12 protein-coding genes are annotated in these 14,407 nt (G+C 60.5%); 5 read left to right on the top strand and 7 right to left on the bottom strand.

The annotated features are described in order from the left end of the window. From CCOS865_RS16525 to CCOS865_RS28055, 3 genes are all read right to left on the bottom strand, one after another. Entirely contained in the window at positions 1–696 is a 696-nt protein-coding gene (locus CCOS865_RS16525; protein ID WP_119142726.1) for a 3-oxoacid CoA-transferase subunit A, read from the bottom strand. 321 nt (positions 697–1,017) lie between these two features. Further along, entirely contained in the window at positions 1,018–2,715 is a 1,698-nt protein-coding gene (locus CCOS865_RS16520) for a hypothetical protein (protein ID WP_119142724.1), read from the bottom strand. Positions 2,716–3,241: 526 nt separating this feature from the next. Further along, complete coding sequence (locus CCOS865_RS28055) at positions 3,242–3,667, bottom strand: hypothetical protein (RefSeq protein WP_147406519.1); 426 nt, start codon at positions 3,665–3,667, stop codon at positions 3,242–3,244. A 372-nt stretch (positions 3,668–4,039) separates the two neighbouring features. On the opposite strand from CCOS865_RS28055, the gene CCOS865_RS16510 reads away from it, so the two are divergent. Further along, a complete protein-coding gene (locus CCOS865_RS16510; RefSeq protein ID WP_119142720.1) occupies positions 4,040–5,032 on the top strand; it encodes a hypothetical protein in 993 nt (330 codons plus the stop codon). A 267-nt stretch (positions 5,033–5,299) separates the two neighbouring features. On the opposite strand, the gene CCOS865_RS16505 is transcribed toward CCOS865_RS16510, so the two are convergent. Beyond that, complete coding sequence (locus CCOS865_RS16505; protein WP_119142718.1) at positions 5,300–5,668, bottom strand: Mor transcription activator family protein; 369 nt, start codon at positions 5,666–5,668, stop codon at positions 5,300–5,302. Positions 5,669–6,121: 453 nt separating this feature from the next. On the opposite strand from CCOS865_RS16505, the gene CCOS865_RS16500 reads away from it, so the two are divergent. Next, positions 6,122–6,310: a hypothetical protein gene (locus CCOS865_RS16500; RefSeq protein WP_119142716.1), complete on the top strand. Its 189-nt coding sequence runs from the start codon at positions 6,122–6,124 to the stop codon at positions 6,308–6,310. Between the two features lie 36 nt (positions 6,311–6,346). Here CCOS865_RS16500 and CCOS865_RS16495 read toward each other — a convergent pair whose 3' ends face one another. After that, on the bottom strand, positions 6,347–6,724 hold the full coding sequence (locus tag CCOS865_RS16495) for a fe2+ zn2+ uptake regulation protein (protein ID WP_119142714.1): 378 nt from the start codon (positions 6,722–6,724) through the stop codon (positions 6,347–6,349). A 220-nt stretch (positions 6,725–6,944) separates the two neighbouring features. Between CCOS865_RS16495 and pvdQ the strand changes: the two genes are divergently transcribed. Next, complete coding sequence (gene pvdQ / locus CCOS865_RS16490; protein ID WP_119142712.1) at positions 6,945–9,239, top strand: bifunctional acylase PvdQ; 2,295 nt, start codon at positions 6,945–6,947, stop codon at positions 9,237–9,239. Positions 9,240–9,361: 122 nt separating this feature from the next. Here the strand turns inward: pvdQ and CCOS865_RS16485 are convergent, their stop codons facing one another. After that, positions 9,362–10,084, bottom strand: coding sequence for a UDP-2,3-diacylglucosamine diphosphatase (locus CCOS865_RS16485; protein ID WP_119142710.1), 723 nt, complete (start codon positions 10,082–10,084; stop codon positions 9,362–9,364). Next, positions 10,081–10,584 (bottom strand): peptidylprolyl isomerase, encoded by a 504-nt coding sequence (locus CCOS865_RS16480; RefSeq protein ID WP_119142708.1) that lies wholly within the window; start codon positions 10,582–10,584, stop codon positions 10,081–10,083. The genes CCOS865_RS16485 and CCOS865_RS16480 overlap by 4 nt, the downstream gene beginning before the upstream one ends. A 247-nt stretch (positions 10,585–10,831) precedes the next feature. Between CCOS865_RS16480 and CCOS865_RS16475 the strand changes: the two genes are divergently transcribed. Beyond that, positions 10,832–12,535 (top strand): glutamine--tRNA ligase/YqeY domain fusion protein, encoded by a 1,704-nt coding sequence (locus CCOS865_RS16475; RefSeq protein WP_119142706.1) that lies wholly within the window; start codon positions 10,832–10,834, stop codon positions 12,533–12,535. Positions 12,536–12,544: 9 nt separating this feature from the next. After that, complete coding sequence (cysS, locus tag CCOS865_RS16470) at positions 12,545–13,927, top strand: cysteine--tRNA ligase (RefSeq protein ID WP_119142704.1); 1,383 nt, start codon at positions 12,545–12,547, stop codon at positions 13,925–13,927. The last annotated feature ends 480 nt before the right edge of the window (positions 13,928–14,407 follow it).

The following is a 14,407-nucleotide window of genomic DNA, read 5'->3' as shown; positions in this document are numbered from 1 at the left end:
TCAGACAGCGTTGGCGATCGAAGAAGCAGCAGCGCCGGAGATGGCGACAACGCGCTGCACGAAAATGCCCGGGGTGATGATGTGTTCCGGGTCCAGTTCACCGAGTTCGACGATCTGGTCGACCTGGGCGATGGCGGTCTTGGCGGCCATGGCCATGATCGGGCCGAAGTTGCGGGCGGCCTTGCGGTAGATCAGGTTGCCCCAACGGTCACCCTTGTAGGCCTTGATCAGCGCAAAGTCGGCGTGCAGCGGCATTTCAAGCACGTACTTGCGGCCATCGATCTCGCGGGTTTCCTTGCCTTCGGCCAGCAAGGTGCCGTAGCCGGTCGGCGAGAAGAACGCACCGATACCCGAGCCCGCGGCACGGATACGCTCGGCCAGGTTGCCTTGCGGTACCACTTCCAGCTCGATCTTGCCGGCCCGGTACAGTTCGTCAAAGACGTAGGAGTCGGACTGGCGCGGGAACGAGCAGACCACCTTGCGCACGCTGCCCGCCTTGAGCAGGGCGGCCAGGCCGATCTCACCGTTACCGGCGTTGTTGCTGATGATGGTCAGGTCGCGGCTACCGGTCGCGATCAGCGCATCGATCAGTTCAGACGGCATGCCGGCAGTGCCGAAGCCACCGACCATGATGGTCGAGCCGTCGGTGATGCCTTCCACCGCGCTGGCGATGGACTCAAATGTTTTGTTGATCAAAGCGAGCTCCTGGTTTTCCTGGAGTATGGATTGTCGACCTGGCCGTCGCGCTTCGAAGCGATAGGCCAGTCAGCGCCTAGGAAATGTTTGCTGACTGGGCAATAGCGTGCCGCAAGATGGGGCACAAGTAGAGAGCATTACGCGGATGCTGTGCGATTATCGAACCTTTGTGCGTTGTTGCGAGCGTGAAAAGATGTTCAGGGTGGGCAGTTGTGGCCGGCAGCCATCGAGCCATGACTGCCTTCCGTGAAAGGCAGCTTACGGCCGAATGCTGCAGCTCACTGGTAGCTATCAAAATTAGGGGCGGACGTACGTTCATTTTTAAGCTGGTTTTGCGGGTTCTAGCTCCATGCGGACATAACTCGGCTCGCGTCGAAGGCCGTCCGCTGCATAGGTTTTCACCAGTTGAAGGTTCTCCGCATCGTAAGTGATGCCGTCCACAAGGCAGGCTTCAGCTACGCGGGGGGTATTAATATGCAGCCAGACGTAATGCATCCTCGTCCAGCCAAGAATCGCCTTATGTAAAGGCCGATTCTCCTTGTCAAAATCACCCTCGTGGACTTTCAGGCCCATCACATTCAGACAAAATCCGAGGATTTTTGCCCCTTTAAAATTAGCGAAGCGAGTCATCTCGGTGATCTCGTCATACAAAAGCCGACGCAGCTTAAATTTTATAACTTGCCCACCGGGGCCATTGAGTCCGCGTGTAATCGGCCCCCAAATGGTATTGTGCTGTATGGACCAACACTCCCACTGCGGAGAAATAACAGACGAGGCGTGAAAAATAACCTCGAAAATCATGCTGGCAATGTCATCGTAGAGCGACTCACGTGGGTGGCCATGCTCCGTTCTCACTCGAAGGCGAACGTGGTTGGGTTTTCCCTTTTTATCCAGAATTTCAACTGCATGTTTAATGAAATCGATGACTACCCGGAGGCACTGTGCGGCATCGGTTTCCCACGTATTGGCTACCGCGTTCAACTTGTACAAGCCGGAAGCGGCGCTCTCGATGTAGTCCTTGGCCCGCAAAAGGGGAGTAGGGTGGTTCCAGTACGGTTTCTTCACATAGTCGCGGAGGGTAATCAAAACCAGCCTGCAGTAGGCCTCCCACTGTTCGACGGTCCATTTCCGTTTCCCCACGGTGTCTGGGTCAAGTAGTGTCCTAATGGTGTCGACCATTGTATAGTTTCCGAACATCGCTTGGGTTAGGGGCTTGTGGTATCCGATCAATCCTGAGTCATATCCCATTGCTTCGTGATAGAGAAACGAGTTTGTGTTCAGTAGCGCTTCTCTCACGATATTTCGGGCGAAGATTTCGACCTGGATATCATATTTTTTTGTCTCACCCATCTCTTCAAAAATCGCCAGTGCAGTTCCCGATGAGGATTCAACTATTACACGGCAAAGTCGCTTGTCGGCTATAAGAAGTAGAATGTCATTCGCATAGGCTTCGACTTTAGGAAAGTCCGGCGTTGACTCGCTTTCATCCGATTTTCGACGATGATTTCGTAGTGCTTTTCGATCGCTCGCATAGTGAACTAGCGCTTTGGCAGAGTGCATGAGCTCGTCTGCGACCACAGACAGTTCTGTCAGATCACCCTTCAGAATATGTCGATATAAAGTCTGCGCATAGCGTTTGGCATTCCGCTTCCCGAATATTGGGGGTCTGATAAAGGCGAACCATGCCCAAGTCAGGAATGTAATGAGGAAGCCCACTGCGAGGAAGGCCTGCCATAAGGGTGGAGTAAACAAATCACCTTGGGGCACGAGCCATCCTTGAGCGCGCCATAGGTCGGTCAACAAGGTGAGTACACCCACGATAGCAACCACGTAGAAGGTGAAACGTTGGAGCGGAATCGGGGCGGTTTGCACGCGAAAGCGGTAGCGCACGTCGCCGATTGTCCAGGCAAGAACCATGAGAGCAAGACCGGCGAGAAACTCCGAAAAGCCGAAAAACTTAGATTCGTTCGGATCAAGCGGGATGAAGCACACAGCCGCATAGCACTTCTCTATCACCATGATTATCCTTAAGAGATTTTTCTTGAGTGGTATACCCCGGCGACTCTCCAGCGAACGCCTTGAGGGCGGGCAGTTCATTGGCGAGCGTTCTGAATCCTAGTTATCAGTTAGTTGCTCGCGCTGACGTAACCGCCTTTGAACCAGCTCAAAATCGACAGGAATCGGAAGCGGCACTTTGTCGTATAAGCAATATCCAGCCAGCGGCAAGGAGTAAAGACGCAGGAAGAACGTGGTCTTTCACCATCCTGGGCCCCCTTGAGGACGTAGATCCAGTTTCTGCGAGATTGGAATCCTAGTGAACCTAACTCCCCAGACGCCCGAGATGATGGTCGAAGAAGCCTTGGCCTCTTTGCGCACTCGTCCGGCAGCCGATGCTGATGTCACTCCGTCTCCGTCAAATTTGTACGGGTCGGACCGGAGATAGCCTCCAATTCAAGCCAGGCCCACCACACGGTGTCGGAGTGATAGGCATCTGGGTTGTAAGGACTTTGTGATCGTTCAGCGTGCGCCGAGCTGATTGGGGACCCTATGGATTCTCCCACACAGGCAAGTCAGCAAGCGGGTGCCACATCGCGCCACCTGGAAGGAGCTCGTTAACTTTCTTGCACAGAATTTCATCAAGCAAAGCTCCTGGCGCATGCGTAGTTGCGCCATCACATACGATGATGAGCTTGACTGGATACCCTTTGAGGTATTCGATGGACTCTTGAATGAAGGGTGGTACCGGCGCTGGCCCTTCGACCAGAACGCATACAGTCACATTTTCCATGAACCTATCTGAAGCCTCAATCGCCCGTGCTAGGACCTTTGCCGGCTCTGGGGTATCAGGGTTGCGAGGACAGGTCAAAGTAATCACAACGTGCGTTGAGTCTTTGTGATCGACATTTTCCGTGCGGATGCCCGCCACTCGTGCTGCCTCAAGGGCCTGGGTATCCAGCGAACCAAAAGCCATAAAAAATCCTCAAATTTTGCTGATCTCATATCCTTATCGGCATCGAGATGCGGAACTAGACATGTTCCTTAGGTTTTCGTGTGGGCCTATCTCGATCGACGGTCAGGTGAATGGCCTGACTGTAGACGGCAGGTCAACGCCAGAATATCTCTGCTTTTTGGGCTGGGATGAAGCCTAAAAACAATTGTTTGCGTTGGCTGGGGATTGGAGTCGGGCTATCGTGCTGTGGACCTTCCTCTCTCAGATCATGATCTCTCGTACCGGAAGGTACGACAGGCCAAGGACAACCGTAAATCCTACAAGATGATGTTATTGTGAGATTACTGGGTTAATGTACAGTTCTATGGACGACTGGCCCAGCAGGAAGACGTGATGCCCCCCCCTAATAACACTGTGGAAATCAGAACACTCGAGGAGCTGTCATCTCTGTACGAGATCGCCTCAGGCTGCACCCTCACGAAGGGGCAATACAGAAACCCGCTGCGGCCCTACCGCCTAATTCGGCCTGAGGCTAGCTGCCAGTACCAGAAGAACGGAAAACGCTGCTCCCAACTGCATCAGCATGGCTTCGTTGTCGAGTTGCACGACGATTCTAAGGTGCTGATAGGGAATTGCTGCGCGCTGAACCACCTTGGACTTGATGACGAGCAGGTCAGAGGGGAGTTCAAAAAGCTGAGCGCCACCGAACGGCAGAACATCCGCCGGCACAAGGTCGAAGCAATGCTTAAACACCGGGAGGACCTAATAGGCCGGGTCCGTGCTGCGAGCATTAAGTTCAGAGCTCTACACAGCAAGGCCAGTCTGATTCTCACAACCCTTCCCACCGCAGTAGGTGGTGCTTTGCTCGATCGTTGGAAGCGGAATGCGTTGGAGGTGTCTTGGGAGTACCTGCTCATCAAGAAGGGGAAGGACGAAAAGGGTAGGCCATATGAGGAGCGGAGCTGGTATGCGCACTCCTTCGGTATGTTCAAAGGCCTTGGGGTGTGGCAACAACTGGATCAGCAGTTGTATCTGGAAACGCTTTTGAAGCTTCGCCGCCAGCTGGAGGCTATTCCCGTCAAAGCTCGGTTGAGCCAATTGGAATTGGAGCATGCGGAAGCTGCCCTGAGCCAAGTGGCAACCCTAGAGACAATCGAACGTCAGCTACAGGGTCAGATCGAGTTGTTGGATGATTTTCGCAAACCGTCGAACCTTCAACTGGTAATTCAGATAGTCAGCAATCAAAAAGTCCGCGCGGAGACGGTAACCGCGGTTTACCATCTGATGGGCGAACCCTGCAGCATGACTCCTGAGAAGTACGTAGCCGAGATCGATTTGGCGCTTAAGAAGAAGTACGCTGCAAACGGCATTCGAATCGCCTCCTAAACTCACCTCCACCGCTCTCGCCAGACCCTGGTTGGCTCTCATTTAACAGCATGCTAGCCAGGGGAATAGACTGTCGGGTCTAGCTGCCTCTCGGCTTCCACGCCCAAGCACGACTCTCGCGCTGATCTGTTGCCGCTCGCCCGCCGAAATCCAAGGCGGCAGGCATCTCCTCAGTGCACTTAGCTTCATGATGTTGCGCATCAGGCGATGATGCAGACTTGGATCCATTTCAGATCCAATTAAAAAATCCCCACCGAAATTGATAACCTACATCTGCCGGCGAATGTTGCCGATCTGCCGCAGGCTCAAGCCGTACTTGTCCGCCAGCAGGCTGCGCGACAGGCCGTCGGCACTTTCCTGCTGGATCTGCAGGTTGCGCAACTGGCGCAGGAAGTGGTCGGCCTTGGGGATCTCCAGGGCGACACCGGCGAAGCGCTTGATCAGCGCGTCCAGCGCCTCGGCCGGGAGCACGTCGGCAAGTTTGGTGCGCTCACGGTGCTTGGGGATGTACTTGGGCCGCCCGCCATAGGCGCAGGTCAGGTGGTAGGCGTTTTCCAGCCCGATGCATTCGATCAGGGACTGCAGCGAGTGCGGCAGTTGGGTGATTTCGATGAGCGTGAGGTCTGGCAGTTGCATGGTGAGGCTCCCTGGGGTGATGGGCTGTCGCACTGCCTGGGCACCGTAGTGGGCTCTAGCAGCCGTTGTAGGGCTGGGCAGTGGCGGGATTGATTGTCGATGAGCGCCCGAGGGAGTCGCTAGGCGTCAAGCGGAACGGGCTTTGTAGCCCCTGTGTGCGCGGCTTGCAGGCAGCGATGGTGTGGCGTGTAGGACGAAGCCCCAATGCCAGGCTGCAGGCCTTGATCTGTGGTTGCCGGCCCGTTCTGGCGGGTCCATGGGTAGCGTTACCCTCCACTGGCCAGCTTGGGCAGCGGAGTGCGGCGGGTCAGCTATTGGATGAGGTCACTGGCGGGGCGGTGCGGGGGAGGGCAATGCGACTCGGCAGGAAATGCTCGCCTGCGGCGGAGGGCGTTGTATCATTGCGCCGGCTCGTTGCGAGCCTACTGACTCTGATGTTGCAAGGAACTATCGATGACACACGTACAGCGCCTGAAATACTCGGTCCTGATCATCCTCGTGGTACTGGGCTTGATGCTCGGGCTGTCCTACCTGCAGAAACAGGGGACGATCAGCGAGCAGACCTTCCAGTACGCCGCCATCGCCATCGCGGTGATCGTGGTGGTGATCAACGGCCTTCTGCGGCGCAAGGTCAAGCCTTGAACCCTGCTGGCCGGCCGATCCTGGCCGGCCATGCGCTCAGCGGCCGTAGGGTTGCTCGAGCACGGCGCGGGCCTGCGGGTTGAGGCTGTAGCATTTGTCGCTGCCCAGATTGATCACGCCCTCGGCGCACAGCCGCTTGAGCACTTCGCGCACGCTCAGGAACGACAACGGAATATCCAGCTGCTCGAGTTGCGCATGAATACCGCGCACGCCAATGGCGCGGCCGTGGCGGTCAGCCGCGTGCAGGGCATCGATCACCTTCAGGCGGATCAGGCTGGTGCGCAGGCCATAGGTGCGCAGCAGTTCGCGGATCAGCTCGTTGCCCAGGCGCTCTTCGCCCTCGGCCAGGCCGCGGCCAGTGGCGGTGTTGCCCGGGCTGCGGGCGATCTCTAGCGACGGTTGTGGCTGGTACATGTGAATGCTCCTTTTCGTGGACTGTCCCGAATTCATGGTTGCCTCACTTATAAAGACGAATGAGATTTGAAAAACTGCAGCTTCGGGCGAAAAAAATTTGCCGGTATCTCTTGATGACGTTGCAAGACGTTGTTTGCCGTAAAATTTTCATCAATCCATTCGTCTGAAACGGGATGACTCCAGAATCCGAGGATTGCCCGTGAACACTCTTTCGCGCCCCATGACCGGCCTCTGCCTGGCGGCCGCCCTGGTCGCCTGCAGCCTGGCTGCCCAGGCCCGCGACAGCGCCGCTGTCGCCACCGCCGAGATCCGCCGGACCAGCTTTGGCGTGCCGCACATCGTCGCCAAAGATGAGCGCGGGCTGGGTTACGGCATCGGCTATGCCTATGCCCAGGACAACCTCTGCCTGCTGGCCAACGAGGTGCTCACCGTCAACGGCGAGCGCTCGCGCTTCCTGGGCGCCCAGGGCAAGACCGTCGAGCAGCGCAACAACCTCGACAGCGACCTGTTCTTCACCTGGCTCAATACCCCGACCGCCGTGAGCGGGTTTCTCAAGGCCCAGCCCACCCGTGTGCGCGACTTGCTCGACGGCTACGCCAGCGGCTTCAACCGCGCACTGGCCGAGCGCAAGGCGCAAGGGCTGCCGGCAGAGTGCGGATCGGGCGACTGGGTGCGGCCGCTGACCAGCCTTGACCTGGTCAAGCTGACCCGCCGGCTGCTGGCCGAAGGCGGCGCCGGGCAGTTCGTCGAGGCGCTGGTGGGTGCGACCCCGCCCAAGCTGGCCGCGCAGCGTCCGGCGGGTGATTTCAGCCTGGCCCTGGAGCGCCAGGAGAAGTTCGCCATGGAGCGTGGCAGCAACGCCGTGGCGGTGGGTGCCGAACGCTCTGAAAACGGCCGTGGGCTGTTGCTGGCCAACCCGCATTTCCCGTGGCTGGGCGGCATGCGCTTCTATCAGATGCAACTGACCATTCCGGGCCAGCTGGATGTGATGGGCGCCGCGTTGCCGGGCCTGCCGGTGGTCAACATCGGCTTCAACCGCCACCTGGCCTGGACCCACACGGTCGACACGTCCAAGCACTTCACCCTGTATCGCCTGGCGCTCGACCCGAAGGACCCGACCCGTTACCTGCTTGATGGCCAGTCGCTGCCGTTGGCGCGCCAGACCCTGACCGTCGCGGTCAAGGGCGCGGATGGCCAGCTCAGCCAGGTCGAGCGCCAGGTCTATAGCTCGAACTTCGGCCCGGTGGTGCAGTGGCCGGGCAAGCTCGACTGGGACAACCGCCATGCCTACAGCCTGCGTGACGCCAACCTGGACAACACCCGGGTGCTGCAGCAGTGGGACCGGATCAACCGCGCCGACAGCCTGGCCGGCCTCAAGGACTCGGTGGCGCAGCTGCAAGGGGTGCCGTGGGTCAATACCCTGGCCGTGGATGCCGGCGGTCAGGCGCTGTACTTGAACCAGTCGGTCGTCCCCTACGTGGACAAGGACCTGCTGGCCCAGTGCAGTGACCCGGCGGCGGGGGCGCGGTTGGTGGTGCTGGACGGTTCGCGCAGTGCCTGCCAGTGGAAGGTCGACCCGCAGGCGGCCCAGCCGGGGATCTTCCCGGCGCGCCTGCTGCCGAGCCTGGAGCGTCGCGACTTCGTGCAGAACTCCAACGACCCGGCGCGCATGGCCAACCCGGCGCAGCCGCTGACCGGCTTCTCGCCGCTGATCAGCCGTGACGACCAGCCGCTGGGCATGCGCGGCCGCTTTGCCCTCGAGCGGTTGCAGGGCACTGCCAAGCTCGGTGTCGCGCAGTTGCAACGCATGGTGCTGGATGACGAGGTGTACCTGGCCAGCCTGGTGCTGCCTGACCTGCTGGGCTGGTGCAAGACGGCCGCGGCCGATGTGGCGCCGGTGTGCGCCAGCCTGAGCGCCTGGAATGGCAAGGCCGACCTCGACAGCGGGGTAGGGCTGGTGCATTTCGAGCACATCATGGCGGCGTTGGCCGAGCACCCGCAAAGCTGGCGGGTGGCGTTCGACCCGGCCGATCCGCAGCACACCCCGCGTGGCTTGGCGGTGGAGCAGGCGGCGGTGAGCAAGCGCGTGCATGACGCGGCGTTGGCGTCACTGCAGCAGGTGGCCAAGGCCGGTGTGCAGGCTGACAGCCGTTGGGGGCAGATCCAGCAGGCGGCCGATGGCACGCCGGTGCCGGGTGGGCCGCAGGCGCTGGGGGTGTACAACGCCATGTACAGCGTGCCGATGGGGCAGGGCAAGCGCTTGGTAGTCAGTGGTACCAGCTACCTGCAACTGGTCAGCTTTACCGATCAGGGGCCGCAGGCGCAGGGCTTGTTGGCGTTTTCCCAGTCCAGTGAGGCGGCTTCGGTGCATTTCGCCGACCAGACGCGGGCGTTCTCGGCCAAGCAGCTGGCGCCGATTCCGTTTACCGAGGCGCAGATCAAGGCTGACCCGCAGTATCGCCAGTATGTGATCAGTGAGCGGGACAAGGCGGCGGTGGCCAGTACCGGCCATTGATCGATTGAGGCTTCACTGGCCTCTTCGCGGGGCAAGCCGGCTCCCACAGGGATGGCGCTTTTCTGCAGATTTGCGCGGATCCTGTGGGAGCGGGCTTGCCCCGCGAAGGGGCCAGTGACGCTTCAGGAAAACTCGAACGGGGCCAGCTGGAAGCCCTGTTCATCCACCTGCAACGCCCAGCCACGGCGGTCCCAGTCACCCAGCACGATGCGCCTGGCCGGCGCGCCGTCGACCAGCAACTTGTGGATCGCTGGCCGGTGGGTATGCCCATGGACCAGCGTGCGCACGCCATGCGCGGCCATCACCTGGGGGACTTCTTCAGGTGTGACGTCGACGATCTCGGTGTTCTTCATGCGCGTCTGCGACTGGCTTTCGCTGCGCAGCTTGCGCGCCAGCTTGTGCCGCGTGGCCAGCGGCAGGTGCCGCAGAATCCACAGGCTCAGCGGGTTGCGCAGGTAGCGGCGCAGTTTCATGTAGCCCACGTCGCGGGTGCACAACGTGTCGCCATGCATCAGCAACACCGGTTCACCGCCAAGCTCGACCACGCTGGGGTCGTCCAGCAGGGTACAGCCGGCGGCCTTGCAGAAGGCCTGGCCGATGAGGAAGTCGCGGTTGCCGTGCATCAGGTAGATCGCCGTGCCGCTGTCGCTCAGCCGGCGCAGGGCCTGGCAGATCGACTGCTGGAAGGGGGTCATGGCGTCATCGCCAATCCACGCTTCGAAAAAATCGCCAAGGATGTACAGCGCCTTGGCGTGCCGGGCACGGCCGTCGAGCAGATCAACAAACGCCCGGGAAATATCCGGGCGTTCTTCTTGCAGGTGCAGATCAGAGATCAGCAGAATCACCCAATGATCTCGGCTTTCTCGATGATCACGTCTTCTTTCGGCACGTCCTGGTGGCCGGCTTTGGAACCGGTGGCAACGGCTTCGATCTTGTCGACGACGTCGGTGCCTTCGGTCACTTTACCGAACACCGCGTAACCCCAACCCTGCACGTTCTTGCCGCTGTGGTTGAGGAAGTCGTTGTTCGAGGCGTTGATGAAGAACTGCGCGGAGGCCGAATGCGGCTCCATGGTACGGGCCATGGCGATGGTGTACTTGTCGTTCTTCAGGCCGTTGTCCGCTTCGTTCTGGATGCTGGCACGCTTGTCTTTCTTCTCGCTCATGCCTGGCTCGAAGCCGCCGCCCTGGATCATGAAGCCTTTGATCACACGGTGGAACACGGTGTTGGAGAAGTGGCCGGCTTCAACGTAGGCGATGAAGTTGGCGACGGTCAGTGGCGCCTTTTCGGCGTTCAGTTCCAGGACGATGTCGCCGTGGTTGGTGGTCAGTTTGACTTTGGACATGCTGAATTCGCTCTTTCAAGGCATTCGGAAAATGGGCTGCACAGGTGCACGCTCTGTCACCTGACGCTGCATCAGGCGGCCACGGCACACGGGTGCGGCGGCCATTTTGCCGGATCGCGACAATTAGCTGCGATAAATCGCGCCACTTTGTCGGCGCCCGGCTGTCAGCAGCTTGACTGCTTCGGCTATGATAGGCCCTTTGATTCAATCGGCCTACCCAGGCTGAACACGTGCATTCAAGGATCCTATGAGCAAGCCCACTGCCGACAACGCGCCCAACGCCGCTGCCAAAGGCGCGCCCGCCGTCCCTGCGAACTTCCTTCGGCCGATCGTCCAGGCCGACCTGGACTCGGGCAAGCACACCAGCATCGTCACCCGCTTCCCGCCGGAGCCCAACGGCTACCTGCACATTGGCCACGCCAAGTCGATCTGCGTCAACTTCGGCCTGGCCAAGGAATTCGGCGGCGCCTGCCACCTGCGTTTCGACGACACCAACCCGGCCAAGGAAGACCAGGAGTACATCGACGCCATCCAGAGCGATGTCAAATGGTTGGGCTTCGAGTGGGCCGGCCCGGTGCGCTATGCCTCGCAGTACTTCGACCAGTTGCACGACTGGGCAGTGGCGCTGATCAAATCGGGCAACGCCTATGTCTGCGACCTGACCCCCGAGCAGGCCAAGGAATACCGCGGCAACCTGACCGAGCCGGGCAAGAACAGCCCGTTCCGTGAGCGCAGCGTCGAAGAAAACCTCGACCTGTTCGCGCGCATGAAGGCCGGTGAGTTCAAGGACGGCGAGCGCGTGCTGCGGGCCAAGATCGACATGGCCTCGCCGAACATGAACCTGCGTGACCCGATCCTCTACCGGATCCGCCATGCCCACCACCACCAGACCGGTGACACGTGGTGCATCTACCCCAACTATGACTTCACCCACGGCCAGTCGGACGCCATCGAGGGGATCACCCACTCGATCTGCACCCTGGAGTTCGAAGGTCATCGCCCGCTGTACGACTGGTTCCTCGACAACCTGCCGGTACCGGCGCGCCCGCGTCAGTACGAGTTCAGCCGCCTGAACCTGAACTACACCATCACCTCCAAGCGCAAGCTCAAGCAGCTGGTCGACGAGCAGCACGTGCAAGGCTGGGACGACCCGCGCATGTCGACCCTGTCGGGCTTCCGCCGCCGCGGCTACACCCCGGCGTCGATCCGCAACTTCTGCGAGATGATCGGCACCAACCGCTCCGACGGCGTGGTCGACATGAACATGCTCGAGTTCAGCATCCGTGACGACCTCGACCGCACCGCGCCACGCGCCATGTGCGTGCTGCGTCCACTGAAGGTGGTGATCACCAATTACCCGGAAGGCCAGGTCGAGAACCTCGAACTGCCACGCCACCCGAAAGAAGACATGGGTGTACGCGTGCTGCCGTTCGCGCGTGAGCTGTACATCGACCGTGACGACTTCATGGAAGAGCCGCCAAAAGGCTACAAGCGCCTGGAACCCAACGGCGAAGTGCGCCTGCGCGGCAGCTACGTGATCCGCGCCGACGAGGCGATCAAGGACGCCGACGGCAACATCGTCGAGCTGCGCTGCTCGTACGACCCGGACACCCTGGGCAAGAACCCTGAGGGCCGCAAGGTCAAGGGTGTGATCCACTGGGTCCCGGCGGCCACCAGCGTCGAATGCGAAGTGCGTCTGTACGATCGCCTGTTCCGTTCGGCCAACCCGGAAAAGACCGAAGACGGCGGCAGCTTCCTGGACAACATCAATCCCGACTCGCTGCAGGTGCTGAGCGGTTGTCGTGCGGAACCTTCGCTGGCCAATGCCCAGCCTGAAGACCGTTTCCAGTTCGAGCGCGAAGGCTACTTCTGCGCCGACCTGAAAGACACCCAGCCGGGCCGCCCGGTGTTCAACCGCACCGTCACCCTGCGTGACTCCTGGGGTAGCTAAGGAATCGCCGTGCTTAACATCTACAACACGCTGAGCAAGACCAAGGAAGCCTTCAAGCCGCTGGACGGCAACAAGGTGCGCATGTACGTCTGCGGCATGACCGTGTACGACTACTGCCACCTCGGCCACGGCCGCAGCATGGTGGCCTTCGACCTGGTCACCCGCTGGCTGCGCAAGAGCGGCTACGAGCTGACCTATGTGCGCAACATCACCGACATCGACGACAAGATCATCAACCGTGCCAACGAAAACGGTGAGTCGTTCGAAGCGCTGACCGCGCGCATGATCGACGCGATGCACGAAGACGAGCGCCGTCTGAGCATCCTGCCGCCGGATCTGGAACCGCGTGCCACCGACCATATCCCGGGCATGCACGCGATGATCCAGACCCTGATCGACAAGGGTTACGCCTACGCGCCGGGCAACGGCGACGTGTACTACCGGGTCGGCAAGTTCGTCGGCTACGGCAAGCTGTCGCGCAAGAAGATCGAAGACCTGCGCATCGGTGCGCGGATCGAGGTCGACGAGGCCAAGCAGGACCCGCTCGACTTCGTCCTGTGGAAGGGCGTCAAACCGGGCGAGCCGAGCTGGGAGTCGCCGTGGGGCCCGGGCCGTCCGGGCTGGCACATCGAGTGCTCGGTGATGTCCACCTGCTGCCTGGGCGAGAGCTTCGACATCCACGGTGGCGGCAGCGACCTGGAGTTCCCGCACCACGAGAACGAGATTGCCCAGAGCGAAGCGGCCACGGGCAAGCAGTACGCCAATGCCTGGATGCACTGCGGCATGATCCGGATCAATGGCGAGAAGATGTCGAAGTCGTTGAACAACTTCTTCACCATTCGCGACGTGCTCGAGAAGTACCACCCGGAGGTGGTGCGCTACCTGCTGGTGTCCAGCCATTACCGCAGCGCGATCAACTACTCCGAAGACAGCCTGCGCGACGCCAAGGGCGCGCTGGAGCGCTTCTACCACGCACTGCGCGGCTTGCCGCGGGTGGCCGCGGTGGGTGGCGAGGCGTTTGTCGAGCGCTTCAGTGTGGCGATGAACGACGACTTCGGTACGCCAGAAGCCTGCGCCGTGCTGTTTGACCTGGTGCGTGAGGTCAACCGCCTGCGGGAGAGCGATGCCGAGGCCGCTGCTGGCCTGGCCGGTCGCTTGCGCGAGTTGGGTGAGGTGCTGGGTGTGTTGCAGCTGGACGCCGATGACTTCTTGCGTGCGGGTGCCGAAGGCAAGGTCGATGGTGCTGAAGTGGAGGCGCTGATCCAGGCGCGTCTGCAGGCGCGTGCCGACAAGAACTGGGCTGAGTCGGACCGGATCCGTGACCAGATCACCGCCATGGGCGTGGTTCTGGAAGACGGCAAGGGCGGCACTACCTGGCGCTTGGCTGACTAACATTGCAAGTGGGGCCGCAAAGCGGCCCCTTTTTTTGCGTGTGTTCGGTGTGGATGTGTTGGGCGTTGGGCGCTGGGGGCTTATCCGTTCCATGTAGTGGCGCTTATGGCCCCTTCCGCCCTTACGGCGGGTCACTTTTTTTCTTGGAAAAAAGTAACCAAAAACCGCCGGCTCCCACATACGGCCCTCCGCTGCGCTGCGGGTTCCCTCACTCCGGTCTTGCTCCCGCGTGGACCGGGCTGTACGGGCCTTCCTGGCCCGCAGCCCTTGCCGGCCTTCCTGGCCCGCAGCCCTTGCCGGCCTTCCTGGCCCGCAGCCCTTGCCGGCCTTCCTGGCCGTCACCCCGCTCCGCAAGACCTCCGTTCGGCCTCCTGAGGTCGCCAAGTTAGGGGTGGCGCCTGGGCTGGCGTTATCTTCGATAGTGGGATGGGGTTTGGATATTCGGGCCTCATCGCGGGCAAGCCCGCTCCTACAAAGACC

The sequence above is a fragment of the Pseudomonas reidholzensis genome, from assembly GCF_900536025.1.
GTDB lineage: Bacteria > Pseudomonadota > Gammaproteobacteria > Pseudomonadales > Pseudomonadaceae > Aquipseudomonas > Aquipseudomonas reidholzensis.
The sequence above is the reverse complement of the archived record's forward strand: the minus strand, read 5'-3'. Positions and strand labels throughout refer to the sequence as shown.

Coding starts and splice junctions, on each gene's coding strand:
- CCOS865_RS16510 (WP_119142720.1), top strand. CDS start 4,040: ATGCCCCCCCCTAATAACACTGTGGAAATCAGAACACTCGAGGAGCTG.
- CCOS865_RS16505 (WP_119142718.1), bottom strand. CDS start 5,668: ATGCAACTGCCAGACCTCACGCTCATCGAAATCACCCAACTGCCGCAC.
- CCOS865_RS16520 (WP_119142724.1), bottom strand. CDS start 2,715: ATGGTGATAGAGAAGTGCTATGCGGCTGTGTGCTTCATCCCGCTTGAT.
- CCOS865_RS28055 (WP_147406519.1), bottom strand. CDS start 3,667: ATGGCTTTTGGTTCGCTGGATACCCAGGCCCTTGAGGCAGCACGAGTG.
- CCOS865_RS16500 (WP_119142716.1), top strand. CDS start 6,122: ATGACACACGTACAGCGCCTGAAATACTCGGTCCTGATCATCCTCGTG.
- CCOS865_RS16475 (WP_119142706.1), top strand. CDS start 10,832: ATGAGCAAGCCCACTGCCGACAACGCGCCCAACGCCGCTGCCAAAGGC.
- CCOS865_RS16480 (WP_119142708.1), bottom strand. CDS start 10,584: ATGTCCAAAGTCAAACTGACCACCAACCACGGCGACATCGTCCTGGAA.
- CCOS865_RS16495 (WP_119142714.1), bottom strand. CDS start 6,724: ATGTACCAGCCACAACCGTCGCTAGAGATCGCCCGCAGCCCGGGCAAC.
- pvdQ (WP_119142712.1), top strand. CDS start 6,945: ATGACCGGCCTCTGCCTGGCGGCCGCCCTGGTCGCCTGCAGCCTGGCT.